This is a genomic window from Bradyrhizobium sp. UFLA05-112, assembly GCF_053572325.1.
Genome location: NZ_JBANBK010000015.1, coordinates 37050 through 61718, shown reverse-complemented (window position 1 = coordinate 61718; position 24669 = coordinate 37050). Strand labels below are relative to the sequence as shown.

Sequence of the window (24669 nt, the reverse complement as noted above, 5' to 3'; positions counted from 1 at the left end):
CTCCCGGCAATGAACCGTCAACGGTTTTGGCCGAGGATTTGTGGCTCAAAGGGTCTGGCAATGCTGATTCGCGGCCAAAAAAATGGGATCTCGGGGGAGGCGGCTCTGGCCGTCGGCACCGCCGCGTCCCGGTCCGCGATCCTGCCCACCCTCCTTCTTGGCGAGCTCCTTCTTACCTGCCCCTGAGGGCCGGCTGGGCGAAACGCGCCTGGGCACTCAGGGGTTGTACGAGATCACCGGACACCTCAAGCGCTCGAGCCAATCGAAGGGCGCACCACCTTAAAGGAAATTTCGAAATGGCCCCCGTGAACAAGTCCGAGAAGGACCGCGTCATTATTTTCGACACCACGCTGCGCGACGGCGAGCAGTGCCCCGGCGCGACCATGACGTTCGAGGAGAAGCTCGAAGTTGCGGAGCTGCTCGACGATATGGGCGTCGACGTGATCGAAGCCGGCTTCCCCATCACCTCCGAAGGCGACTTCCAGGCGGTCAGCGAGATCGCCCGCCGCTCCAAGAATGCCGTCATCGCCGGGTTGTCGCGCGCGCATCCGGCCGACATCGATCGTTGCGCCGAAGCAGTGAAATTTGCAAAGCGCGGCCGCGTCCACACCGTGATCGCGACCTCGCCGCTGCATATGCGGGTGAAGTTGAATAAGACGCCGGAGCAGGTGATCGAGACGTCGGTCGCCATGGTCGCACGCGCCCGCAATCTGATCGACGACGTCGAATGGTCGGCTGAGGACGGCACCCGCAGCGAGATGGACTTTCTCTGCCGCATCGTCGAGGCCGTCATCAAGGCCGGCGCCACCACGGTGAACATCCCCGACACCGTTGGCTACACCACGCCCGATGAGTACACCCACTTCATGAAGACGCTCATCGAGCGCGTGCCGAACTCGGACAAGGCGGTGTTCTCAGTGCACTGCCACAACGACCTCGGCATGGCCGTTGCGAATTCGCTGGCCGGCGTCGTCGGCGGCGCGCGTCAGGTCGAGTGCACCATCAACGGCATCGGCGAGCGCGCTGGCAACGCCGCACTCGAGGAGATCGTGATGGCGATCAACGTGCGCAACGACAAATTCCCGTACTGGAACAAGATCGACACCACGCAGCTCACCCGCGCCTCGAAGGTGGTGTCTGCGGCGACCTCGTTCCCGGTGCAGTACAACAAGGCGATCGTCGGCCGGAACGCGTTCGCGCATGAGAGCGGCATCCATCAGGACGGCGTGCTGAAGGATGCCTCGACCTACGAAATCATGCGGCCGGAGATGGTCGGCCTGAAGCAGTCCTCGCTGGTTCTCGGCAAGCATTCCGGCCGCCACGCCTTCGTGCACAAGCTGGAGGAGATGGGCTACAAGCTCGGCCCGAACCAGCTGGAAGATGCATTTGCGCGGATGAAGGCGCTGGCCGACCGCAAGAAGGACATCTACGACGAGGACATCGAGGCGCTGGTCGACGAGGAAATGGCGGCCTCCCACGACCGCATCAAGCTGACCTCGCTGACCGTGATCGCGGGCACCCATGGTCCGCAGCGCGCGACCATGAAGCTCGATGTCGACGGCCAGACCAGGATCGAGGAAGCCGAGGGCAACGGTCCGGTCGATGCCGTCTTCAACTGCATCAAGGCGCTGGTGCCGCACGAGGCCAAGCTCGAATTGTACCAGGTTCACGCAGTCACCGAAGGCACCGACGCGCAGGCCGAAGTATCGGTCCGTCTGTCCCATGACGGCCGATCAATGACGGCACGCGCGGCGGATCCGGACACGCTGGTGGCCTCCGCCAAGGCCTATCTCGGCGCGCTCAATAAGATCGTCATGAAGCGCCAGCGCGATACGGTGCAGACGGCAGCGGCGAGCTGACGAACGTTGGCTTGTCATTCCGGGGCGTGCGAAGCACGAACCCGGAATCCCGAGATTCCGGGTTCGGCTCTTCGAACTGCCCCGGAATGACGCCGAATACCTGCCCTGCTAACGGCCAATAGCACCGGTGTGCGCCGGCCTGTATTGATGCAGCCAGCACAAGGATGGGCCGCCCGCGCACCGGGCGGCCCAAACAATAACAAGGGAGACATCATGCGCACCTTCGCGATCGCGGCATCCGTCGCGGCTTTGGTTCTGGGGCTTGCCGGTTCGGCAGCCGCCGACCCGATCGTCATCAAGTTCAGCCACGTCGTCGCGACCGATACGCCGAAGGGCAAGGCGGCCGAGAAGTTCAAGGAGCTTGCCGAGAAATATACCGGCGGCAAGGTGAAGGTCGAGGTCTATCCGAACTCGACGCTCTACAAGGACAAGGAAGAGCTCGAGGCGCTCCAGCTCGGCAGCGTGCAGATGCTGGCGCCGTCGAACTCCAAGTTCGGCCCGCTCGGCATCCGCGAGTTCGAGGTGTTCGATCTGCCCTACATCCTCCCTGACCTGAAGACGCTGCGGAAAGTGACGGAGGGTCCGCTCGGCGCAAAACTGCTCAAGCTGCTGGACGCCAAGGGCATCACCGGCCTTGCCTATTGGGATAACGGCTTCAAGCAGATGAGTGCCAACAAGAAGCTGATCACGCCGGCCGACTATCAGGGCGTGAAATTTCGTATCCAGTCCTCGCGCGTGCTCCAGGCTCAGTTCAAGGCGCTGGGATCGCTGCCGCAGGTGATGGCGTTCTCCGAGGTCTATCAAGCACTCCAGACCGGCGTCGTCGACGGGCAGGAGAATACCTGGTCCAACATCTACACCCAGAAAATGCACGAGGTGCAGAAGTTCATCACCCAGACCAATCACGGCTACATCGGCTACGTCGTGATCGTGAACAAGAAGTTCTGGGACGACCTGCCAACCGATGTCCGCGACCAGCTTGCCAAGGCGATGAAGGAAGCGACCGATTTCAACAACGCGCAGTCGCAGAAGGAGAATGACGATGCGCTCGCCGAGATCAAGAAGAGCGGCAAGAACGAGATCATTGCGCTGACGCCGGAACAGGACGAGGCGATGCGCAAGGCGATGGAGCCGGTCTACAAGGATGCCGCGAGCCGCGTCGGCCAGCCGCTCATCGACGAATTCCAGAAGGAAGCGAAGAGCGCGACGAACTGAGATAGCCTGCGATTATAGAAGGGCTTCCGCGTGCGCCGCGGAAGCCCTTCATTCGTTTGGCGACCATTGTTGCGAATGATTTCAAACTGCGACAATGGAAGCGGTGTTTGCAATGCGGTGTTTGGATATGTCTTGATTACATCTTGGTAAGACTGGCCTCTCTATCGAAGTTGTAAGTTGAACACGGTGCAAATGGCGCCCATCTTCAGGGAACCTTGGAAGAGGAGGTTCGTATGAGGAAGTTCGCCATCGCCGCTATCGCGGTGCTCAGCATCGCCGGCTCCGGCGCTGTCTACGCGCAATATCATCGCTTCTCCGACCACATGCGTCACATGCGCATGAATCCGGAAGACCGTGCCGCCTTGGTCGATGCGCGCATCGCGGCGGTGCATGCCGGCTTGAAGCTGAATGCCGACCAGGAGAAGCTGTGGCCGCCTGTCGAGGCCGCCGTGCGCGACTTCGCCAAGCTACGCATCGATCGCGCCAATGCGCGAATGAACGCTGGCCCGGGCGATGCCGACAGGACGGATGATCCGGTCGCCCGCCTGCGCCAGCGCGCTGACGACATGGGCGCGACGTCCGCGGCGCTGAAGAAGATCGCCGATGCCGCCGATCCCCTCTACAAGACCCTGGATGAGGGTCAGAAGCGGCGTCTGGCCGTCCTGACCCGCCACCAGGGCCCGTTCGGCGGCGAAGGCGGCTGGCACCACCGCTTCATGGAGCGCGGCATGGATCGCATGATGGACCGCGGCATGGACCGCTTCCACGGCGGCGACCGGGATGGCGGGCCGGATCGGGACGGCGGACGCCTGTAAGAGGACCGGGATTCCCCGGATAAATGCGCACGAAGCCGCTGGAATCCGGCGGCTTTTTGCTTTTCCCGGAAATCGGACGAAGCCTTGGAAAACCTCGTCCACATCGCTTGCCTTCCCAGGATCGCTTTGCTAAACGACCGGCCTCGCAAGGCGTTAGCCGCCTTTCGGGCGCATAGCTCAGTTGGTAGAGCAGCTGACTCTTAATCAGCGGGTCCCAGGTTCGAGCCCTGGTGCGCCCACCAAACAAAAACCCCTCTTTTTCAGTAAATTACGAGAGTGGTCGCCGAGAACAAAACGGGTCTCGTGCGACGGTTTTTGTAGTCGGACGTCGCGGGCCGGATTGCGGTGCGACTTATCCTTCCTTGTTTCTGTATCTTCATCCCATTTGATACAGCGCGCGGATCCAATGGCACAGGTCGATTACGTGCTCGTCGTAGAATAGGATGCTAGGGCGAGCAAAACGGACAATCCCCGGAGGTACGTCTTGCTGCAGAACCAGAATTGGGTCGTCCGTTAAGAAGACGGATTGACCTGCGCAGGACTTGTGAGCGTTCGCGATAGCAATCCCAGGAACAGGCCCACCCAGGAACAGGCCCAAAAGTTCTCAGCGAGGCGAGAAGGCGGAAGTTGTGGCCGACGGCTGAGAGGAGGCGTTGGCGGCGTCACCAGTGCGGCCTTTGAGGTAGCGGCGGCCGAGATGACCTTCGGCCTTCATGCGTCGGATGACGGGTGGCAACTCGCCTCTCGGTGGCGCGTGATGATTGCCACGAGACTCATTACTGATCTGATCTATCAGGCGCCGCGAAGGTGTACACAGTTCTGCCGCCCATCTCCGGATTCTCGTCAAGCTCGCTGGTTTCGTGCAAAGAGATGCGCGGCAAACGGTTCTTGATCCGGCGGCGTATTTCGGTCTCTGGGTAAGTCAATCTCTGAAAGAAACTCAACGTCTTGCCACTCTTGTCCGCGAGATCGTGGCAGGCCTTGACCCACTCACCTTTGACCCGCCTCCGCTCGAGCTTGATCGCTAGGTCAAGATCACCGAGGTCGTCAGTGTCGGTGAGATAGGAGCCGAATACACGAACTTCAGTGACGTAGTGGAGCAGCTCAGGGTCATTGTTGATCTTAGCGATGCGCTGAAGCGTCTTCTGAAGTAGGGCCTCGGCAGTGGAGCGGGTCATCCGGGGAGCAAGAGTTTTCATCCCGGTCGCGTGGCCCTTGTCCGTAATGCGATAGACGATGCGGCCGTCGCTTTTCCGATCGTCTTCGCGAATCAGATCGCGAGCCAGAAGTGCTTCAATCAAATTGCGCGTCTGAGCCGGGAGATCTGGCGCATTGGGCAAACGCACTCCGAAAATCTTTTCGCGATCCCGTGCCATGGTCCAATTGCGTAGAGCCTGGCCGCGATTTTGACGATCGATCTTGCCTTCCTCAATCAACGTGTCGATGGTCGAGCGCCACCATGCCTTCAATATGTGCTCATCGACTAAATCGGAATGAAAGCCATCGGAGTTAGTGGCATCGGCCAGGAGGTCGCGCACTAGCTTGGCAGGTTGGCCTCCAACCGTGGCATCTCGGTCAATTTTCATGCGCTGCCTTCATGCTGCCGCATTGAACTTATTCAGCTGGTGCTGCGATTCTCGCACTGCGTCACGCTCGTGCGTGAGGTGCGCATCCTCAAGCGCGACCCAGCTCGACCCTAGGGATTCCGCAAAATGGTTCACCCAAGTCCATTGAAAACGATAACCTCGGGTAGAACCGTTTGCAGGCGCCAAAAGGCCAATTGCGGGCCGCATTGCGATTTACAATTCTGCTGTAAGCAATTGATTTGTATCGGCCTGCTAATGCCAAGCTTTACATTTAAGTCATTGAAATATCTATCTAAATGACTGACTCTTAATCAGCGGGTCCCAGGTTCGAGCCCTGGTGCGCCCACCAAGCTTTTCAATAGCTTAGGTAGCTTGCGAGGCGGCCATTCCGACAAGTGGTCAGCGGCTATCGAGCTGATCTTTCAGTCTCGATCCTATTCAAAGCCGAGGGTGGTCTTTGCGCCTTTCTTCTGGGCAAGATGCATGCGTCGGTGACCTGAGTACAGAAAGAAAATCCGCACATCGTAGAATAGGATATTGAGGCGAACTATTGGGCCAGGTGCCGGAGAGCTCGCCGCAGGACACAAATCCGTCCGGTCATGGATTGGAGCAGACTTCAAGACTTACAACCGGAAGACGGCGTGTGCCCAACGTGTGCACGGATCAAGAAAAATCCATCGAGGGCGAGCTTCGGCCGTCGTTGCGTGCGCTCCGAACCTAACGGCGGGTGGCTAGTTGGCTGAAATTCAGCACCACAATCTGAATCGTGTGTTTGACTCCCACTCTCTCCGCCATTTGTGCGATTTGGCACGCCAAACTACGATTTTGCGCGCTTAAATTCGTCGATTGGGCCGAATGCACGCCAAGGCTGGCAGCGATAGAATCCTCATGGGACCTGGAAACAGTTTGCCTGTCGCTTGAGCCCTTCTCCGTCCGATGCTTCAGAGCTTCAGCTCAAGGCGTGACCGGCCAATCCGTAGACCCACGGCTCGTTTTCCTTTCGGTTCAGGAATCGCCGTCCCTTGGACATGGTCGTGACTGTGTCGTTCATCCCGAGGCGGCTCTGTTGAAGAAAGTCGGCAAACAGACCCGTCTGCTCCCGCGTATCCACGCGGGCGAACCTTCCGGCGAGATCCTTGAGATGCATGGCCGTGAGATGGATCGCGTCACAATCATTGCTGGCGACGATGGGCCCGATCACGTGGCCGCGCCCGAATTCGCGCTTCATGGAGTACCCGACGGTCGCTCCGCCGCGGCGCAAGACGCAGATTGACGCGCTTTCGGAAAGCAATGCAAGCAGTCTCTGGCGGTTGGTTCCGAACGCGCGTTCATCCAGTGCTGCGATCTCTTTGAAATTCTCGGCAGACGGCGAGCTCAATTCGCCGTCGAGAGTCGGCACCGGTGGCGGTGGTGACACGACCTCTCCTTGCCACTGAAACACGGTGGCTTCCTTCGTGAAGCCCAGGGAAAGATAGAGGTGGTACGCCGCGTCGGTCGAATTGAGAGTCAAATTCCGGTCGTCACACCGCTCGAACACCTGCTCCATGAGCCAGCGGCCGGTGCCCTGAGCCTGGGTTCGGGGCGATGTGATCACCAAGCCAATGGTCGCGAAATCGCGGCCATGTGGAAACCACATCGCGCTGCCGAAGACCCGTCCGATGCCATCAACGGCTACGATCCCATGACCTGCGCGGCGCAAGAAATCCCAATCCTTGGGCCGATGGGGCCAGCCAACCCCGGTCGAGAGGGCGTGGAGCAGCGTCACATCAACGTCGTTGATGTCTTTCGCAGCCAGTTCGAAGGACTTCACGCGTACCGTTCGTCCCATCTCGACCCGTCCATTCCTTCGCGGGATGCCAGTCTCTCGCGCATCGCGCCTTTTCTCTCCCGCCACAATAGGGCAGCGGGAGTATTTCGCCGCACTATCGCACGGAAACTCGGCAGGTTTCCCCTGTTTGGGCCTTCTTTTCGAAATCTTCGGCTTGTCTCGCCGCGCAATTCGGCAGGGAAAGCTCCGGCTCGCAGCTACCCTCGCGATATCAGGCAAACTGCGCAGGCAGAGTGAGTCGCTGTGGATGCTCAAGGACGTGTTGCGAGGCTAGTCGCTTTTCCCGGCGTCGTCGACACGCCAGGCAAGGCAGAGGCGTGTAGCGATGGCATTTTTGTTTAATTCCGATGCTGCGAGGGCGGCAGTCTTCCGCGAGGTCTTTGCGCGCGAGCTCCCCGATCTGGAATTCCATCATTGCAGCGAGAGTTTCGACCCGGGAAAGGTGCGGTACCTGCTGACCTGGAACGTGCCCGACGATCTCTCGCGTTTTTGTAATCTGGAAGTGCTCTTTTCCATCGGCGCCGGTGTCGATCAGTTCAGGCCGGAGGCCATACCCGGCCACGTGAAGGTCGTGCGCATGGTGGAGGATGGCATCGTTCGCATGATGCAGGAATACGTCGTCCTCGGCGTGCTGACGCTGCATCGCGAGATGCTCGCGTATCGGGAGCAGCAGAGACGGGGCGTTTGGCAGGCGCTAGCATCGTCCCAGGCGACTGATCGGCGTGTTGGCTTTCTGGGGCTTGGCATGCTGGCGCAAGCTGTAATCGACCGCTTGAGGCCTTTTCAATTTCCGCTTGCCGCATGGAGCCGCAGCAAAAAGGCGTTCGAAGGGGTTACCTGCTTTCATGGCGACGATCAGCTTGGCTACTTCCTGCGAGGAACGGATATCCTGGTCTGTCTTCTGCCGCTGACGGAGCAAACAAGCGGCATCCTGAACGCAAGGCTCTTCTCGCTTCTGCCGGCGGGAGCGAAGCTGCTGCACGTCGGCCGTGGTCCGCAGCTTGACCAGAGCGCACTCATCGAGGCGCTCGACAGCGGGCGTCTGACAGCAGCCATGCTTGACGTGACCTATCCCGAGCCGCTGCCGGAAAGCCATCCGCTCTGGTCCCATCCGAAGGTGATCGTCACGCCGCATATCGCGTCCGTGACTCAACCGCATACGGCAGCACAATCCGTCATAGAAAACATTCGGCGCCACCGCGCCGGACGAAACCCGATCGGCCTCGTCGATCGAACACTCGGCTACTAGCAGGAAAATGCCATGTCACTTCTGGTCACCATCGACACCAATCCGGACTTCGCACCGAAGAACGCCTTACCTGCGCCGGAACGGCTCATCTCTGGCGATCCATCCTTCAAGACTTGGGCCCAGGACGCCTCGAAAGGCGAGAAGGTGCTGACCGGCGTCTGGGAAGCAACACCGGGCGAGACCCATTCCATCAAGGGCACCACCTTCGAGTTCTGCCACATCCTCTCGGGCCTCATCGAAATCGAGGAGAAGGGTGGCGAGACGAAGACCTACCGTGCCGGCGACAGTTTTGTGATGAAGCCCGGCTTCGTCGGGGTCTGGCGCACGATCGAGACCGTGCGGAAAATCTACGTCTGCCATTATGACTGAGACGACGCTGAGGGCAGCACGATCAAGCGGCCCCTCAGAATATTCGACCTCCGCGGCCGCGCCTGACCAGATTCAACGCGGCCAGACGCTTCATTCTCGATGAAAAATGCGGCGTCCGGTCCTGTACTGCTTGCATGAGACGGCTTCATCTCGCCGATCGCAGATCCAGGCAGATGGCGGGATGGCCCGAAGGCAAGGAGCAAGCCCATGATTGCGTTGAAGGACACGGATCTGTTTCGCCAGCAAGCCCTGATCGGCGGCGCCTGGCGGGATGCGAGCACGAAAGCCACCGTTGACGTCGTCGATCCCGCCAGCCAGAAAGTGCTCGGCACCATCCCCGACATGGGCCGAGACGAGACCAGGGCAGCGATCGACGTCGCGGCCGCAGCGTTCAAGCATTGGAAGACCAAGTCTCATGCAGAGCGCGCCGCGCTGCTGGAGCGCTGGTATGAGCTGATGCGTCGGCATGAGCAGGATCTGGCTCTCCTGCTGACGCTGGAACAGGGCAAGCCGCTTGCCGAAGCGCTCGGCGAGATCCGTTACGGGGCATCCTTCGTCAAATGGTTTGCGGAAGAAGCCCGCCGCATCAACGGATCGACAATCCCGGCGCCCACCGTCGATCGCCGCATTCTGGTTCTGAAAGAGCCGGTCGGCGTCTGCGGGATCATCACGCCCTGGAATTTTCCCAACGCGATGATCACGCGCAAGGTCGCACCCGCGCTTGCTGCGGGCTGCACTGTTGTTATCAAACCGTCTGAATTCACGCCTTTTTCGGCTCTGGCCATCGCTGTTCTGGCTGAGCGGGCCGGAATTCCGGCGGGCGTGATCAACATCGTGACGGGCATGCCGGCGGAAATTGGCGCGGAGCTGATGGCCAACGAAATCGTCCGCAAGATCTCGTTCACCGGATCGACCCGCGTCGGCGGGTTGTTGATGAAGGGCGCCGCCGACAACATCAAGCGGCTTAGCCTCGAGCTCGGCGGCAATGCGCCGTTCATCGTCTTTGACGATGCGGATCTCGACCGGGCCGTCGAGGGCGCGATTGCGTCAAAATTCCGCAATGGCGGGCAGACCTGCGTTTGCTGCAATCGCATTCTCGTGCAATCAGGCATTTACGATGCCTTTGCACAGAAGCTCGCCAGCCAGGTCGCGAAAATGAAGGTCGGCGTTGGCACGGAAGAGGGAGTCGCAATCGGACCGATGATCAACGGCGCGGCGATCGAGAAGATCAAGCGGCACGTGGTGGACGCCCTTGATAAGGGCGCGAAGATCATCTCGCAGAGTGAAATGGTGCCGGAAGGACGGCAATATGCCCGGCCTCTCGTGCTCGGTGGTGCGACGACTGAGATGCTGCTCGCTTCGGAGGAGACCTTCGGGCCGGTCGCTCCGCTTTTCCGGTTCGAGACCGAGGACGAGGCAATTGCGATCGCCAACGGTACGCCATTCGGCCTTGCCGCCTATTTCTACACCGAAAACCTCAAGCGCTCATGGCGTGTTGCCGAGGCGCTGGAGTTCGGCATGGTCGGTTTGAACACCGGCCTGATCTCGACCGAGGTTGCGCCGTTCGGCGGCGTCAAGCAGTCGGGCCTCGGACGCGAGGGATCCCAGCTCGGGATTGAAGAATATCTCGAGACCAAGGCGCTCCATGTCGGCGGACTGGACTGAGCGGCCATCGGGTCTACAGCTGAAACAAGGAAAGGGGGCGGCTGAACCGCCCCCTTTTTCCTTTACTGCGCAGCTCTCTATTGAAGTTTTCCAAGAACTGAAGTGTTGCGAGAGATCCCGAAAAGACTGCGCTCAGGCGCTTTTGCGCAAGGGCTCGAGGCCGACTGCTGTAGCAAGCCCTCCGATGTCAGCAACCTCGGTGTATTCGTAGAAGGGATTGGCGGGCTCGTGACCGCGGTTCACCCAGACCTTGCTCTTGATGCCGAGATCGTAGGCGGTCATCAGGTCGTAGCGGAAAGAGGATGAGACGTGGGTGATGTCGTCCGGCCCGCAGCCCAGCTTGTCCAGCATATATTCGAAGCCCTTCATGTGGGGCTTGTATGCGCCGGTTTCCTCCGCCGTGATGACCATGTGGAAGGGAGCGCCGAGCTTTTCGACGTTCGACATGATCAGATTCTTCATCGAATTCGACAGGATGACCAGCGGAATCTCTCTGGCAACTTTGGCCAGACCCGCTGGGACGTCGGCGTGCGGACCCCATGTATGGACCTCTTCATTGATGCGCTGGGCATGCTCCGGCCGAAACACGATGCCGTTGCGCTTGCACGCGCGCTCCAGCGCATTGTGCACGACCTCGAAGTACGGCTTCCAGGCGCCGAGAACCTCGTCCAGGCGATAGGCCGAAAAATCCTTGATCAGCTTTGTCATGGCTGGCGACGAGAGCTCGGAGCCATAGACTCTGGTGGCCGCGCCGGCCATGTCGAAATTGGTCAGCGTGCCGTAGCAGTCGAAGGTGATGTATTTCGGTCTGAATGTTGCCATGGCTCGTTCCTTTTCGGTCCTCGCGCACCGTGGTCCGGTACGACAGGGATCATAGCGGGCGGGCGACCGGATAAAGCACCGCTGTCGCGGTGACCGGGAGCAGATTGTGTCGTATCGGATCGCAGCTGTGGCAGAGAGTTGTGCGAAGAGGCGCCTTCGAGTTGAGTGCCAGCGCCGGGCGCAGGCCGATGCCGGCATAAGATGCGGCGCCGATCGTCAATGACAGCCAAAATGCCCTTCCTCGATGTCCAGCCTGGGAGCAACTGCTGTCCTGGTTGTCCTACGTTGAGTGCGAAAACATCGGGGTAGCCGCACAGTTGTTGCGGTTGATCTGGAGGACGACATGTTGAGCAACTCGCTGATTGAGCTCGATCGCGCGCATCTGATTCATCCGGTCTCATCGTATCGTAGCCACGAGGCGACTGGCGTCCGCGTGCTGAAGTCAGGCAGGGGCGCGACGCTGACCGATGTCTCGGGCCGTCAATTGCTGGACGGCTTTGCCGGGCTGTGGTGTGTCAATGCGGGCTACGGACAGGACAGCATCGTTGAAGCGGCTTTGAGGCAGCTGCGCGAACTGCCTTATGCGACGGGCTATTTCGGGTTGGGTTCCGACCCGGCCATCCGGCTCGCCGCAAGGCTGGCTGAATTGGCGCCTGGCGATCTGAACCATGTCTATTTCACCCTGGGCGGCTCCGATGCCGTCGACAGCACGATCCGGTTCATTCGGTACTATTATCATGCCAAGCGTATGCCACAGAAGGATCAGTTCATTTCCGTCGAGTCTGGCTATCATGGATCGTCGACGGCTGGGGCCGGCTTGACCGCGCTGCCGGCCTTTCATGCGGGCTTCGGAGTACCATACAATTGGCAGCACAAAATCCCGTCGCACTACGCCTATCGCAATCCTGTCGGCTCCCATCCCCAGGCCATCATAGCGGCGTCGGTCGCCGCTCTGCGGGCCAAGATCGCCGAGCTCGGTGCCGAACGCGTCGCCGCCTTCTATGTCGAGCCGATACAGGGATCAGGGGGCGTCCTCGTTCCACCGCCGTCTTGGCTGAAGGCCATGCATGGTGTTTGCCGGGAGCACGACATCCTGTTCGTCGCGGATGAGGTCATCACCGGCTTTGGCCGAGTCGGTCCGCTCTTCGCCTGCGAAGAGGATGACGTCGTGCCAGATCTCATGACCACGGCAAAGGGACTGACCTCGGGTTATGTGCCGATGGGGGCCGTGCTGATGTCGGACCGCATCTACAACACCATTGCCGATGGTGCCGGCAAGGCGGCCGTGGGCCACGGTTATACCTATTCCGCCCATCCGGTCAGCGCGGCCGTCGGGCTTGCGTGCCTTGATCTTTATGAAAACGGCTTGCTGGAAAACGGCCGGAAGGCCGGGCATCGGCTCATGGAGGGTCTTCGCGCGCTGGCCGATCATCCACTCGTCGGCGATATCAGGGGGCGCGGCATGCTGGCTGCGATCGAGCTCGTGACTGACAAGGAGCGCAAGACGCCTCTGCCGGCGGAAGCCGACGCGGCGCGTCGCATTTTTGACCGCGCTTGGGACAACGGTCTCGTCATCCGCGCCTTCGCGCAAGGCGTGTTGGGCTATGCGCCGCCGCTGTGCTGCACGGATGCGGACATCGACGGTATCATCGAGCGGACCAGGAAGACGCTCGACCAGACGCTCGAAGACAAGGACGTTCGCGCGGCCATGATGGGATAAGGACCGAGCCCGTCCTCTAGCCGTTGAATATGCTTTCGAGTGGCAGATGAGATTTCACGATCGGCGACTTCAGCACGACGAAGCTGAAGTATTTGTCGATGCCGATATCCATCTCGACCAGGCGCTCCATGACCGCCTGGTACTCGCTGATGCCTGCCGTGATGAATTTCACGAGATAGTCGTACCCGCCCGAAACCAGATGGCATTCGACCACCGAGTCGATCTTTTCGATGGTCGTGAGGAAGCGCGCGAAATCGATCCGCCGGTGATTCTTGAGGGTGATTTCGGCGAAGACAGTCAGGGTTTGTCCGAGCTTGGAAACATCGATCTGGGCGGAATAGCCGGTGATGAAGCCTTCCGTCTGGAGCCTTTTGACGCGCATCAGGCAAGGGCTCGGGGACAGGTTGATCAGCTCCGCGAGCTCGACGTTGGAAATCCGCCCGTTCTTCTGCAGTTCGCATAAAATCCTGATGTCGATCTTATCGAGCTTCATAGCAATGCCATGAGATAGGGCCGACAACGGTGTGGAGGCTTTGAGGCTTCAGGGTCATACGCCTTGTCATAGCATCAACCAGCATCTTTTCCCACCGGCGGCACAAACCGCGTCTTAGAACTCGCTGACCTTGCCCCAGGCGCTCATTTTCAGCCGCTCCGGCCTGTAGGGACGCGGATCGACGATTGGCGCGCTGCCCGTAATGACGTCCGCGATCATATGCCCCGCGCCTGGGCCAATTCCGAAGCCGTGGCCGCTGAACCCCGCTGCAAGAATGAACCCCGGAATCGATTCAACTTCACCGATCGCGGGGATGCCGTCTGGCGTGCTGTCGATGTAGCCGGCCCAGACATTGGAAATTTCGACGTGCTCAAGTTCCGGCACGAGCTTGCAAGCTCGTCGATGCGTCGCGCGAATCTGCTTCATGTCGGGGCGAGGATCGAGCGTCCGGTTCAGCTCCATTGGGGTGACCTCATCCAGCCGCCATTTGCCCAGGGATTCATGGCGCTGCCGCAGGCCCTCGAAAGCCCCAGGGCTAAGGCTTCGCCACCGGCGGGCGAACATGGGTAGGAATTCACGGCTGAACCTGAACTGCTGCGGCGTCGGATCGACGCGCGCGCGCCCGCTGATGGCGAGGGTGTATCCACCATTGCCGCGCCGGGTGATTGAGGCGAGGCCGGTGTGGAGGGCATCAGGCAGGCCGGTGGCGCCCGGAGCCACGGCGAGAATGGACTGGCGGACAGACGCCTGTGGGAAGCGAATTCCCAACTGGTTGCAGAACGAGGACGCCCACGCGCCTCCTGCCATGACCACCGTTTTCGTCCGGATCGTGCCGGCTTCGGTCACCACGCCGCTGACCCGGCCGCCACTCAGCTCCACGCCGCGCGCCGCACATTGCTGGTGCACCGTCCCACCTGCGGCCATGATCGCACGCGCGGCGATGGGCACCGCCTTTGAGGTATCTGCCGTTCCGTCCGTTGGAGAGAAGACGCCACCCTTCCACTTGCGGCCCGTCGCCTTGCCTCGCTCGTCCGCTTCTTCCGCACTCAACATGTGCGTCGTGACGCCCACCGTCCTGGCGAAGTCTCGCCACTTGGCCCAGCCCGCCAGCTCGCTTTCGTCGTTCGACAAATACAACAGGCCGCAGCGGCGGAAGCCGATATCTTCACCGGTCTCATGGGCAACCTTCTCCCAGAGATCGAGGCTCTTGGTTGCGATCGGCAACTCGCGCGCATCGCGGTTCTGCTGGCGGCACCATCCCCAGTTGCGGCTGGATTGCTCGGCGGCGACGCGGCCCTTTTCGAGCAAGGCGACCTTGAGGCCGCGGCGGGCGAGGTAGTAGCTGGTGAACACGCCCACCACGCCGCCGCCGATGACGACGACGTCCGCCTCACGAGGCAGGGATGGACTGGATTCGATATGCAGGAGCGGCGCGCTCATCGGACTGGGATCCTCGGTGGTTGCGTAGCGTAACCGAGGAATTGCGGCAGGCCCCGCGGACTTTCATCATGAGACCGAATATCCTGCGGTTTACTGGCTTTGACACAGGCTATTATTGCAAAAATCCTTTGCTTGCGTTGCAGCTTGCAGGCGGTGAGACCGATGCACGTGCTCCTGCAATCCATCGGGCGCTTCCCGGCGTGCGCCATGGCAGGGCCGGCGCCGCAGACTGAAATGCCAAATCGGACTTCGTTTTCAGAAGTTCCTGCTGCTTCGATGCCGTTTTCGGCGACTCCGGGCTGACTCAAATCGCCAAGATCGGCAGAACCAAGCGATCGATCGGCCAAAGTCCACGGAGGCAATTTGCATGAGCCGTGCCCAGGAGCAGGCCTTCGCAGAAGCGATGACGTGGATGTCAGCTGAGCTTCGCTTTGATCGATATGGCCGATCGGGTCGGCGCTGCGCTCTGAGCAACAGCTCTTGCTTCTTGCGCGAAGAGGCCTGAATCATGTCGCAGCCTCCAACGAAGGAATGGCAAGTTGAGCGGCGAATTATCGACCTGTCCAGGGAGCGTGGAGGCGCAAGGAGCCGAAGGCGCCGGCTGCAGCAAGATGGCGGCATTGGCTTGAAACGGGAGGATGCTCTTATGGCCTCTGGCATCCAGGTGACAATCCCCGCTGATGTCGCGCTGTCGGTGCGCGAGCTGATCGTGAGTCTGCCTGAAGGAATGGAGCGGGCCCACGCCGTCGAGAACATCTCGTTCGATCTGAACCGCGGACAGATTCTCTGTATCATCGGGGAATCAGGCTCGGGCAAGTCGGTCACCGCCAACGCGATCATGGGGCTTCTGCCAAAGGTGATCCGGGTCTCCTCGGGTGCGATCCACCTGGATGGGATGAACATTGTCGGCCTCCCGCCCGACAAGCTCCGCAGCCTGCGCGGACGGGTCGTTTCGATGATCTTTCAAGACCCTCTCTCGGCGCTCAACCCGCTGATGACCGTGGGCGCGCAGATCGAGGAGGTGATGGCCGCGCACGATGTCGGCACGCCGGCCTCCCGTCGCAGCCGGGCCATTGAGCTGTTGATTGAAGTGGGTCTGCCCGATCCGCAGCTCATGTATCACCAATATCCATTCCGCCTTTCGGGCGGACAGCGGCAGCGCGTGATGATCGCCATGGCTCTGGCTCTTGAGCCTGCGATCCTGATCGCGGACGAGCCGACCACGGCATTGGACGTGACGACCCAGGCGCAGATCCTTCAATTGATCCGCGACATTCAGCGCCGCAAGGGGATGAGCGTCATGTTCATCACGCACGACTTCGGCGTCGTGGCCGAGATTGCCGACTATGTTGTGGTGATGGAGAAAGGCCATTGCGTGGAGCAGGGCAGTGCCGAGCAGGTCCTGAACTCGCCCAGCCACCTCTACACGCGACGCCTGATCGCGGCCGTGCCGCACTTGACCGGCAAGGACCGTGTTCCCTTGGACGCAGCTGACAGGGCCCCCATCCTGAAGGTTGAATGCCTCGTAAAGACCTATCGCAGCGGCAGTGCACTTTTCCGTACACAGCGCATCGTGCCCGCGGTCAATGGCGTCACCTTCGATCTCACGTCGGGACGCACGTTGGGCGTCGTCGGCGAAAGCGGCTCGGGGAAATCGTCGCTCGGCCGATTGCTGATCAAGCTTATGGACAGCGACGGCGGCTCGATTCTGTTCGAGGGCCGCGACCTTGCTCAGCTTTCCGAAGCCGAGTTTCGGCCGCTGCGGCCAAAGATCCAGATGATCTTCCAGGATCCTTTTGCCTCGCTCAACCCGCGATCGACGGTCGGGCAAATCCTGACAGTCGGTCCGGTCGCGCATGGGATGCGTTACAGCGAAGCTTGCGATCGGGCGCGGGAGCTTCTGTCCCATGTCGGCCTGGATTCAGGAGCCTTCGACCGCTATCCGCACGAGTTCTCCGGCGGGCAGCGCCAACGCATCGGCATCGCCCGGGCGCTGATGTTCAAGCCAAAGCTGCTGATTGCCGACGAAGCGGTCTCTGCGCTCGACGTATCGATCCAGGCCCAGATCCTGAAGCTGCTGGACCAGATTCAGCGCGAGACGGGCGTCTCAATGATCTTCATCACCCATGATCTGCGCGTTGCCAGCCAGATCTGCGATGAAATCGCGGTCATGCATCGAGGACAAATCGTGGAACGTGGACCGCCGTCTCAGATCTTCCTCGACCCGAAATCCAGCTACACGCGTGAACTGGTGGCAGCGATCCCCGGCGAGCAGGCCGGGGGCATGTCCCAAGATGAAAGCGGCGTCGGACACCACAGGCAAGGAGAGACGTTATGACGAGCCGTTCTGCGACCACATCGAACTACTCGCGGCGCGATGCCCTGCGGATGGTGGCACTTGGCGGAGCGGCGGGCCTCTTCGCGCCCAATCTCCTGGGCAAGCCTGCTTTCGCACGAGCCTCTGCGGAAAAGCCGACCGGCCGTGTGATCGTCGGGCTCGGGCAAGAGCCGACCGTTTTCAATCCGCTGATGGTGCATATCGAAGTCGATGATGGCGTACATTTCTCGGTGTTCGATGCGCTCTTCCGCATCGATCCGCAGGGCGTCATTCAGCCCAACCTTGCGGCGGAAGTGCCGGACCTGAAGAATGGCGGAATTTCGGAGGACGGTCTCAAATGGCGCATCCGCCTGCGTGACGATGTTCGCTGGCACGACGGCACGCCGTTCAGCGCCGAGGACGTGAAGTTCACGCTTGAGCTGATTGTGAATCCCAACTTCCGCAGCTGGCGCACCGCCGGCCATGCCCTCGTGCGCGACGTCACGGTGATCTCGCCGACGGAGATCTCGTGGCGAATGGAAGAGGCCTTTGCGCCGTATCTGTCCTTCCTGACCGAAACCTTCATCGTTCCCAAGCACATCCTCGAGAAGGAGGCCAATCCGAACAACGCCGCCTTCAATCAGGCGCCGGTCGGCACCGGTGCATTCAAATGGGGCCAGCGGGTCGCCGGCGATCATCTCGAGCTCGTAGCCAACCCCGACTATTTCGGGGAAGGTCCTCACATCGAGAGGCTGGTCTTCAAATACATTCCCGATCTCACCGTCCTCTACACCCAATTCAAGAGCGGCGACGTTGATCTGGTCGGTCAGCCCTACATCACCCCTGACCACTATGGGGAAGCCAAGTCGCTGCCGAACCGCGTCGTGACCCTCGTCCCAAGGACCTCGTTCGAATCCTTCTACCTGAACCTCGAGCGCCCGCAGTTCAAGGAGCTTGCCGTTCGCGAGGCGCTTTACGCTGCGATCGACAAGGAGGCGATCATCCAGGGGCTCTATTATGGCGTGCCGACGCCAACAGAGACGTTCATGCCGCGGCAGTCATTCTTCTTCAATGCCAATCTGCCGCTGCACCAATTCGACGTGAATCGCGCGGGTAAGATTCTCGATCAGGCCGGCTGGGCAAAGGGCGCGGACGGCATTCGTGCCAAGAACGGCGTTCGCCTGTCCTTTACCAATTCGACCACGTCCGGCGATCCCCTGCGCGAACAGGTGCAGCAGTTCCTGCAGCAAACCTTCGCGCAGCTGGGCGTCGAGATGAAGATATCGAACCTACCCGCTGCCGTGATGTGGGGCGAGTTCTGGACGCAATCGCAATTCGATTCCGTGATCGTCGGCAGCTCGTATCTGATCGGCGCCGACCCTGATGTCACCAATCGCCTGCACTCGCGTTCGATCGCCGTGAAAGGCGGTCGCGGTTCGAACAATGCGCAGTACAACAATCCGGAGGTCGATGCCCTGCTCGACAAGGGCGCGCGAACCTTCGATCCTGAAGCCCGCCGCGCGATCTACTCTCGCGTCCAGGAGCTCGTCCGTCGCGATCTCCCCTTCCTGCCGCTGTACCAGAGCAATGCGGTCGAAGGCCTCAAGAAGGGGATCAACGGTTTCGTGCCCAATGGCAATACGCGCACGGAGTCCTGGAACGCGCTGGCCTGGTATTGGGCGAGTTGATGTGCTGCCGGCCGAGGCGGTGTGGCCGAAGCCGGCGCTGGGGTGATGCTGCAACGCCAACATGGTGACTCGAATGTCCGGGTTCCTGCTCAATCGTCTCTCGCAGAGCATCGTGCTGCTGGTGATCGTCTCGATCATCGGCTTCACGGTTCTCAACCTCATGCCGGGCGGTCCTCTCGCGCAGTTCGGGCTCGATCCGGGCATGACCCAGAAGGATGTGGAGCGGCTCGCAGCGCAGCTCGGGTTGAACCGGCCGCTATGGATACAGTATCTGGATTGGGCCTGGCGGCTGCTCCAGGGCGATTGGGGACACTCGTTCCGCGACGGCTCTTCGGTCCTGGCGGTCATCGGTCGACACTTGCTGGCGACGCTCCTGCTGATGGGGACGTCCACCGCATTTGCGATCGCGGTCGGTGCCTGGATCGGAATCCGCGGCGCCACCCACCGCTATTCCCTGTTCGACTATTGCGCGACGGTCGGCGCCATGGTCGCGCTGTCGGTCCCGACTTTCTGGTTCGGCCTCATCGGCATCTACATCTTCACGCTGAAGCTCGGTTGGGTTCCTGCAGGTAACATGTACACGATCGGCGACGGCTCGGTGCTGGATTATCTGCATCACCTGATCTTGCCGAGCCTGGTGCTGTCGCTGGTTCATGTCGCGATCTGGAGCCGCTACATGCGCACCGCGACACTCGATGCGCTAAGTCAGGATTTCGTCAAGACGGCTCGCGCCAAGGGCGTCAGCGAGCGCCGGATCTTGCTGAAGCACGTCGTCGGCAATGCGTTGCTGCCGATGATCACGCTGGCAGGGATGCAGCTGCCGAGCATCCTGACCGGCGCATTGGTCACGGAAACGGTCTTTACGTGGCCCGGAATGGGCCGGCTGTTTCTCGATAGTCTCGGTTACAGCGACTATCCCGTCGTGATGGGGCTGTTGATATTCTCGGCGATCCTGGTCGTGTTGGGCAACCTGATCGCAGACATCATCATCGCCACCGTCGACCCGCGCATTCGCCTGGGCTGAGCCCGCGGACTCATGCCTGATAACAGGAGGCAGCTGATATGACCGTCATCGCCGCGCACGCTACTCCAACTCACTGGTGGCACAGCCGTGCGGTGTACCGCTTCATGCGTCATCATCTGGCGCTCGTTGGGATCGCGATGATCACCCTGCTCGTGCTGGCATGCATCGTCGGGCCCTATGCCTTGCCTTACGACTCCCTCCACATCGATCTGCGGGCGCGCTTTGCTCCGCCTCTCAGCGGTCACCACTATCTCGGCACCGATCCTCTCGGACGTGACTTGGCCGCACGGCTTTTGGTGGCCGGCCGCATCTCTCTGCTGGTGGGGTTCTCCGCGATGTTGCTGTCAACGCTGATCGGCACGATGGTCGGCGTCACGGCGGGTTATCGCGGCGGCTGGATCGGGGCGGCGCTGATGCGCACCGTGGACGGCTTCCTGTCCTATCCCTCGATCTTCCTCGTCCTGGCGCTGGCCGCGACGCTGCGGCCGAGCCCCGTGATGATCACCGTCATCATTGCCGTCACAAGCTGGATGGAGACCGCCAGGATTGTCGAGGCCGAAGTGCGCTCGCTGCGCGAGCGCGAGTTTGTCCAGGCTGCACGCATGGTGGGGCTGAGCCGTCGGCACATCATGTTCCGCGAGATCCTGCCCAATGCCATGGGCCCGATCATCGTCGCCGCAAGCCTGGCGGTCGCCCGCGCGATTCTTCTGGAAGCCTATATCAGCTTCCTCGGCTACGGCATCCAGCCGCCGCTGCCGAGCTGGGGCAACATGCTCAACGGCGCCCAGCAATATCTGGCGAGCGCTCCATGGCTCGCCATCATTCCCGGAGCCGCAATCACCATCGCGGTGACGAGCTTCAACTTCATCGGCGATGGCTTGCGAGATGCTCTCGACGTTCGAAACGACCACATTTGACACTTCGAGCCGAGCCACGACTGGACAAATGAGAAGCAATCGCCATGCACGCGCCGAGAGTTGACGAGAAGGCGACGCCCTACTGGTGGGAAGCCGCACCGCTCAAGCCGCTGCCTCAACAGCCACTGCCCAGGAAGCTCGACGTGCTGATCGTGGGCGCCGGCTATGCCGGGCTTTCGGCCGGTCTGGTGCTGGCGCGCGAAGGACGCTCCGTTGCGGCGTTCGATGCGATGGATCCGGGAGAGGGAGCTTCTACGCGCAATGGCGGGATCACCAGCGGGACAATTCGGCCGGATTTCGCGACGCTCACCCGGCGGTTCGGGGAGGAGAGGGCGCTGGCAGTCGAGGCCGAAGGCAAGAGCGCACGCGAATTCCTGTACGATTTCATCAAGACCGAAGGGCTTGCCTGCGACTTCCAGCCGGTGGGACAGTTCAAGGGCGCCTTCGGCTATGAACAATACGAATCCATGGCGCGGACCGCGGCGAGGCTCGCTAAGAGGCTTGGGATCGAGGCTTACGCAGTTCCTTATGCCGAGCAGCGCAAGTACATCGGCACGGATGTCTATCGCGGCGGCACGGTTCGGATGGACATCGGCGGGCTGCATCCGGCGAAATTCCACGCCGAACTCCTGCGCGTCGCGCTCGATTCGGGGTTGGCAGTCCACGCCCGGACGCCCGTGATTTCAATCGAAAGAGATGGAGCCGGCTTCCGCGTCGTCACTTCGGCCGGGCCGGTGCAGGCACGTCAGGTGCTGGTCTGCACGAATGGTTACACCGATGGCGCCGTGCCCTTCCTGCGCCGCAGGCTGGTGCCGGTTCGCAGCCGGATTATTGCGACCGAGGAGCTCGCCCCCGAGGTCATGGCGCGGCTGATGCCGAGACGGATGATGATCACCGAGAATCGGGAGGTCGGCTTCTATTACCGGCCTTCGCCGGACGGCAAACGCCTTCTGCTCGGCGGCCGTGACAGCTCCCGGGTCGGCGATCCCATCGCCCCGAAGCTGCTTCTCCGCAAGGGCCTGATCAATCTGTTTCCGGAACTGGAGAGCGTTCGCCTCTCGCACAGCTGGTTCGGCAACGTGGCGATGAACCGCGACATGATTCCTCGCATCTTCGCGAAGGACGGCATCGTCTATGCCAGCGGCTTTTGCGGCTCGGGCGTGGTCTGGGCGCCGTGGGTCGGTATGCATGCAGCCCACAAGCTCCTGGGGCATGAGGAGCGGGCACGCACGGCCTTTGATTTCCGCCCTCCGGCCTTCATCCCGTTCTATCGCGGCAATCCCTGGTTCATGCCTGCCTTCATCCAGGGCTACCGGATGCGGGACCGGATCGCGCTGTGGCGCGCCAGCCGCTGACGGCAGATCGGTCGTTCTGCCGCATCATCAATGAAATACTATGCCGAACTTTGCGCGAGTCTGATTGCGTAATGCTGTCGTCCTCAAGATACGCTGCAGACCATGCGACGATCACGAGATCGCACGCGCACTGTGGCGAGTAGTCCCCGAGCAAGAGACGTCGACCGATCATGACAGCCGCCGCTTATCCAGTCGGGCATCTCGACAATGAGGATGTGGTCCTGCTTCCCTTCGCCAGATCACATCTGGAAGGCGCCCTGAAGCTCTCGCAAGAAATGTCCTGGCCCTACCGGATCGAGGATTGGGACGTCGCGCTGCAGCTGGGCCATGGCTTTGTTCTGGAGCGCGCCGGGACGGTGATCGGGACCGCGGCCTGGTGGCCGTACGGCGAGACTCATGCTTCCGCCGGCATGATCATTGTCGCGAAGGCTGCTCAGGGCCGCGGCTATGGGGCGCGGCTGATGGACGCGTTGCTGGCGTCCGCGCGCCCACGGACCATCGCGCTGAATTCGACGGCCGAGGGCATCACGCTGTATCGCCGCCGCGGCTTTGTACCGACCGGGATTATTCACCAGCATCAGGGAATTCCGCGTGCAATCCGCGAGACGCTGCAATCGGGTCTCCTCAGGCCGATGGCTGCATCGGAGTTCGAGGTGATCGCGCGGCTCGACCGCGCCGCTACAGGGCTGGAGCGACGACAGATGCTGAGTCGGCTGTTCGACAGCGGTGACGGCCATGTCCTGCTGCGTGACGGCGTACTTCGTGGCTTCGCCATCTCTCGCCTGTTCGGCCGCGGGCATGTCATCGGCCCCGTCGTGGCTGAAAGCCCGACCGATGCGCGCGCGCTGATTGAATTTACGATCGCGCGGCTCGGGCCTGTCTTCGTCCGGATCGACATTCCAGCCTCCTCGCAGCTCGGGGCATGGCTCGAAAGCATCGGCCTGCAACGCGTCAGCGACGCCACAACCATGGTGCTGGGAACGCCGGCTCGATGGACTGGACCAGCGCGCCTGTTTGGGGTCGCCAATCAGTCATTCGGCTAGGGGACATCGGGATGCTGCGGGTGGAGATGGACAGAACTGACATCCCGGACGCCGGCTCGGACCAGGCAGCTGCAACGCTCGGCGCGCTGGCAACACCGGCTCTCCTGCTCGACAGAGACCGACTGGATCGCAATCTCGCGCGCCTCTCTTCTCGTATGGCCGCGCAAGGCATCGTGCTGCGTCCCCATATGAAGACCGCGAAATCCATTGACGTCGCTCAACGCGCCCATCCATCGGAGCCGGGGCCAATCACTGTCTCAACCTTGGCGGAGGCCGGGTACTTCGCGCAGCATGGCTTCCGGGACATCACCTATGCCGTGGGACTTGCACCTCACACCGCCGCGAGGGCGATGCGCCTGGGGAAAGCAGGCATCGACATCAAGCTGCTGCTGGATTCGCCTGAGCAGGCCGCCGAGCTTGGCGCGGCCGGGCGCGCAGCCGGTGTGACACCGTCCGCCTTCATCGAGATCGACTGCGACGGTCATCGCGGCGGGCTGACCGGGACCGATCCCAAGCTCCTGACCGTCGCGACAGCCCTGGCCGAGGCCGGCGTCAAGCTTGCCGGCGTTCTCACCCATGCCGGCGAATCCTACAGCCTCAGCACGCCGGCGGCCCTTGCCGCGGCTGCGGAGAACGAGCGCGCCGTGGCCGTGGCCGCCGCAACGACATTGCGCGCGGCCGGGCATGAATGCCCTGCCGTCAGCGTCGGCTCGACGCCGACCGCCCATTTCGCCGAAGACCTGACCGGCGTCACAGAAATGCGTGCCGGTGTCTACATGTTCTTTGATCTGGTCATGCACGGTGTCGGTGTCTGCACGACCGATGACATCGCCATATCGGTGCTCGCCACCGTGATCGGCACGAAAGCCGAGAAGGGCTGGATTTTGGTCGATGCGGGGTGGATGGCGCTGTCGCGCGACCGCGGCACTGCGGCGCAGCGGGTCGACCAGGGATATGGTCTGGTCTGCGACGCGGCAGGCAAGATCTATCCCGACCTGATCGTCTCGCAAGCAAGCCAGGAGCACGGGATCCTCGCCATCAGGCCCGGGTCGGCGCACGCTTTGCCCGATCTTCCGATCGGCGCGAAGGTCAGGATTCTCCCCAATCACGCCTGTGCGACGGCGTCGCAACACGAGTTGTACAACGTCGTCTCCGCCGGCAGCGACGCGATTCACGCGCGATGGCCCCGGATGCGCGGCTGGTAGGGCGGGCCGGTCATTCCCGGCCAACCCTGGTTCCTGCCGCTGATCGGCGCCCATTACCG

The 24669-nt window shown here is 61.4% G+C and carries 19 protein-coding genes, 2 tRNA genes and 1 pseudogene; 16 read left to right on the top strand and 6 right to left on the bottom strand.

Translation table 11 applies throughout. The features are described from left to right. Positions 1-296: 296 nt before the first annotated feature. The 4 genes from SO180_RS11625 to SO180_RS11610 all read left to right on the top strand — a co-directional run bounded on the left by SO180_RS11625 (position 297) and on the right by SO180_RS11610 (position 4131). Complete coding sequence (locus SO180_RS11625) at positions 297-1859, top strand: 2-isopropylmalate synthase (protein WP_449378952.1); 1563 nt, start codon at positions 297-299, stop codon at positions 1857-1859. A gap of 213 nt (positions 1860-2072) precedes the next feature. After that, complete coding sequence (locus tag SO180_RS11620; protein ID WP_449378951.1) at positions 2073-3074, top strand: TRAP transporter substrate-binding protein; 1002 nt, start codon at positions 2073-2075, stop codon at positions 3072-3074. Positions 3075-3307: 233 nt separating this feature from the next. Next, positions 3308-3889, top strand: coding sequence for a Spy/CpxP family protein refolding chaperone (locus SO180_RS11615; protein WP_449378950.1), 582 nt, complete (start codon positions 3308-3310; stop codon positions 3887-3889). Positions 3890-4055: 166 nt separating this feature from the next. Then, a tRNA-Lys gene (locus tag SO180_RS11610) sits at positions 4056-4131 on the top strand. 271 nt (positions 4132-4402) lie between these two features. Here the strand turns inward: SO180_RS11610 and SO180_RS11605 are convergent. Continuing rightward, a pseudogene (locus SO180_RS11605) lies at positions 4403-4634 on the bottom strand (IS5/IS1182 family transposase); the annotation flags it as partial. A gap of 31 nt (positions 4635-4665) precedes the next feature. Further along, on the bottom strand, positions 4666-5475 hold the full coding sequence (locus tag SO180_RS11600; protein ID WP_449378949.1) for a hypothetical protein: 810 nt from the start codon (positions 5473-5475) through the stop codon (positions 4666-4668). Positions 5476-5673: 198 nt separating this feature from the next. Between SO180_RS11600 and SO180_RS11595 the strand changes: the two genes are divergently transcribed. Further along, positions 5674-5824 (top strand) — tRNA-Lys (locus SO180_RS11595). 600 nt (positions 5825-6424) lie between these two features. Here SO180_RS11595 and SO180_RS11590 read toward each other — a convergent pair. Further along, entirely contained in the window at positions 6425-7303 is an 879-nt protein-coding gene (locus SO180_RS11590) for a GNAT family N-acetyltransferase (RefSeq protein WP_449378948.1), read from the bottom strand. Between the two features lie 325 nt (positions 7304-7628). On the opposite strand from SO180_RS11590, the gene SO180_RS11585 reads away from it, so the two are divergent. From SO180_RS11585 to SO180_RS11575, 3 genes are all read left to right on the top strand, one after another. Continuing rightward, positions 7629-8552, top strand: a complete 924-nt coding sequence (locus SO180_RS11585; RefSeq protein WP_449378947.1) for a 2-hydroxyacid dehydrogenase — start codon at positions 7629-7631, stop codon at positions 8550-8552. A gap of 12 nt (positions 8553-8564) precedes the next feature. Then, positions 8565-8921 carry a cupin domain-containing protein gene (locus tag SO180_RS11580; protein WP_449378946.1) on the top strand — a complete coding sequence of 119 codons (357 nt, stop codon included), beginning with the start codon at positions 8565-8567 and terminating at the stop codon, positions 8919-8921. Positions 8922-9128: 207 nt separating this feature from the next. After that, on the top strand, positions 9129-10586 hold the full coding sequence (locus SO180_RS11575; RefSeq protein ID WP_449378945.1) for an NAD-dependent succinate-semialdehyde dehydrogenase: 1458 nt from the start codon (positions 9129-9131) through the stop codon (positions 10584-10586). A gap of 132 nt (positions 10587-10718) precedes the next feature. Here the strand turns inward: SO180_RS11575 and SO180_RS11570 are convergent, their stop codons facing one another. Beyond that, positions 10719-11408: a haloacid dehalogenase type II gene (locus SO180_RS11570; RefSeq protein WP_449378944.1), complete on the bottom strand. Its 690-nt coding sequence runs from the start codon at positions 11406-11408 to the stop codon at positions 10719-10721. A gap of 343 nt (positions 11409-11751) precedes the next feature. On the opposite strand from SO180_RS11570, the gene SO180_RS11565 reads away from it, so the two are divergent. After that, positions 11752-13128 carry an aspartate aminotransferase family protein gene (locus SO180_RS11565; protein WP_449378943.1) on the top strand — a complete coding sequence of 459 codons (1377 nt, stop codon included), beginning with the start codon at positions 11752-11754 and terminating at the stop codon, positions 13126-13128. Positions 13129-13144: 16 nt separating this feature from the next. Here SO180_RS11565 and SO180_RS11560 read toward each other — a convergent pair whose 3' ends face one another. Beyond that, positions 13145-13621 carry an Lrp/AsnC family transcriptional regulator gene (locus SO180_RS11560; protein ID WP_449378942.1) on the bottom strand — a complete coding sequence of 159 codons (477 nt, stop codon included), beginning with the start codon at positions 13619-13621 and terminating at the stop codon, positions 13145-13147. Between the two features lie 114 nt (positions 13622-13735). Beyond that, positions 13736-15061, bottom strand: a complete 1326-nt coding sequence (locus tag SO180_RS11555) for an NAD(P)/FAD-dependent oxidoreductase (RefSeq protein ID WP_449378941.1) — start codon at positions 15059-15061, stop codon at positions 13736-13738. Between the two features lie 646 nt (positions 15062-15707). Between SO180_RS11555 and SO180_RS11550 the strand changes: the two genes are divergently transcribed. The 7 genes from SO180_RS11550 (at position 15708) to SO180_RS11520 (ending at position 24610) form a co-directional block, all read left to right on the top strand. After that, positions 15708-17399: an ABC transporter ATP-binding protein gene (locus tag SO180_RS11550; protein ID WP_449378940.1), complete on the top strand. Its 1692-nt coding sequence runs from the start codon at positions 15708-15710 to the stop codon at positions 17397-17399. After that, a complete protein-coding gene (locus SO180_RS11545; RefSeq protein ID WP_449378939.1) occupies positions 17396-19066 on the top strand; it encodes a peptide ABC transporter substrate-binding protein in 1671 nt (556 codons plus the stop codon). Before SO180_RS11550 ends, SO180_RS11545 begins: the two co-directional genes overlap by 4 nt. A gap of 73 nt (positions 19067-19139) precedes the next feature. Further along, complete coding sequence (locus SO180_RS11540; protein WP_220001813.1) at positions 19140-20090, top strand: ABC transporter permease; 951 nt, start codon at positions 19140-19142, stop codon at positions 20088-20090. Positions 20091-20128: 38 nt separating this feature from the next. Continuing rightward, positions 20129-21007: an ABC transporter permease gene (locus tag SO180_RS11535; RefSeq protein WP_449378938.1), complete on the top strand. Its 879-nt coding sequence runs from the start codon at positions 20129-20131 to the stop codon at positions 21005-21007. Positions 21008-21051: 44 nt separating this feature from the next. Then, positions 21052-22362 carry an NAD(P)/FAD-dependent oxidoreductase gene (locus tag SO180_RS11530; protein ID WP_449378937.1) on the top strand — a complete coding sequence of 437 codons (1311 nt, stop codon included), beginning with the start codon at positions 21052-21054 and terminating at the stop codon, positions 22360-22362. Between the two features lie 170 nt (positions 22363-22532). After that, the gene (locus SO180_RS11525) at positions 22533-23405 is read left to right on the top strand and encodes a GNAT family N-acetyltransferase (protein WP_449378936.1); all 873 of its coding nucleotides are present in this window, start codon (positions 22533-22535) and stop codon (positions 23403-23405) included. Positions 23406-23431: 26 nt separating this feature from the next. After that, positions 23432-24610, top strand: a complete 1179-nt coding sequence (locus SO180_RS11520; protein WP_449378935.1) for an alanine racemase — start codon at positions 23432-23434, stop codon at positions 24608-24610. Positions 24611-24669 lie beyond the last annotated feature (59 nt).

Coding starts and splice junctions, on each gene's coding strand:
- SO180_RS11615 (WP_449378950.1), top strand. CDS start 3,308: ATGAGGAAGTTCGCCATCGCCGCTATCGCGGTGCTCAGCATCGCCGGC.
- SO180_RS11555 (WP_449378941.1), bottom strand. CDS start 15,061: ATGAGCGCGCCGCTCCTGCATATCGAATCCAGTCCATCCCTGCCTCGT.
- SO180_RS11620 (WP_449378951.1), top strand. CDS start 2,073: ATGCGCACCTTCGCGATCGCGGCATCCGTCGCGGCTTTGGTTCTGGGG.
- SO180_RS11540 (WP_220001813.1), top strand. CDS start 19,140: ATGTCCGGGTTCCTGCTCAATCGTCTCTCGCAGAGCATCGTGCTGCTG.
- SO180_RS11585 (WP_449378947.1), top strand. CDS start 7,629: ATGGCATTTTTGTTTAATTCCGATGCTGCGAGGGCGGCAGTCTTCCGC.
- SO180_RS11535 (WP_449378938.1), top strand. CDS start 20,129: ATGACCGTCATCGCCGCGCACGCTACTCCAACTCACTGGTGGCACAGC.
- SO180_RS11565 (WP_449378943.1), top strand. CDS start 11,752: ATGTTGAGCAACTCGCTGATTGAGCTCGATCGCGCGCATCTGATTCAT.
- SO180_RS11575 (WP_449378945.1), top strand. CDS start 9,129: ATGATTGCGTTGAAGGACACGGATCTGTTTCGCCAGCAAGCCCTGATC.
- SO180_RS11525 (WP_449378936.1), top strand. CDS start 22,533: ATGACAGCCGCCGCTTATCCAGTCGGGCATCTCGACAATGAGGATGTG.
- SO180_RS11550 (WP_449378940.1), top strand. CDS start 15,708: ATGGCCTCTGGCATCCAGGTGACAATCCCCGCTGATGTCGCGCTGTCG.
- SO180_RS11580 (WP_449378946.1), top strand. CDS start 8,565: ATGTCACTTCTGGTCACCATCGACACCAATCCGGACTTCGCACCGAAG.
- SO180_RS11530 (WP_449378937.1), top strand. CDS start 21,052: ATGCACGCGCCGAGAGTTGACGAGAAGGCGACGCCCTACTGGTGGGAA.
- SO180_RS11625 (WP_449378952.1), top strand. CDS start 297: ATGGCCCCCGTGAACAAGTCCGAGAAGGACCGCGTCATTATTTTCGAC.
- SO180_RS11545 (WP_449378939.1), top strand. CDS start 17,396: ATGACGAGCCGTTCTGCGACCACATCGAACTACTCGCGGCGCGATGCC.
- SO180_RS11590 (WP_449378948.1), bottom strand. CDS start 7,303: ATGGGACGAACGGTACGCGTGAAGTCCTTCGAACTGGCTGCGAAAGAC.
- SO180_RS11570 (WP_449378944.1), bottom strand. CDS start 11,408: ATGGCAACATTCAGACCGAAATACATCACCTTCGACTGCTACGGCACG.
- SO180_RS11560 (WP_449378942.1), bottom strand. CDS start 13,621: ATGAAGCTCGATAAGATCGACATCAGGATTTTATGCGAACTGCAGAAG.
- SO180_RS11600 (WP_449378949.1), bottom strand. CDS start 5,475: ATGAAAATTGACCGAGATGCCACGGTTGGAGGCCAACCTGCCAAGCTA.
- SO180_RS11520 (WP_449378935.1), top strand. CDS start 23,432: ATGGACAGAACTGACATCCCGGACGCCGGCTCGGACCAGGCAGCTGCA.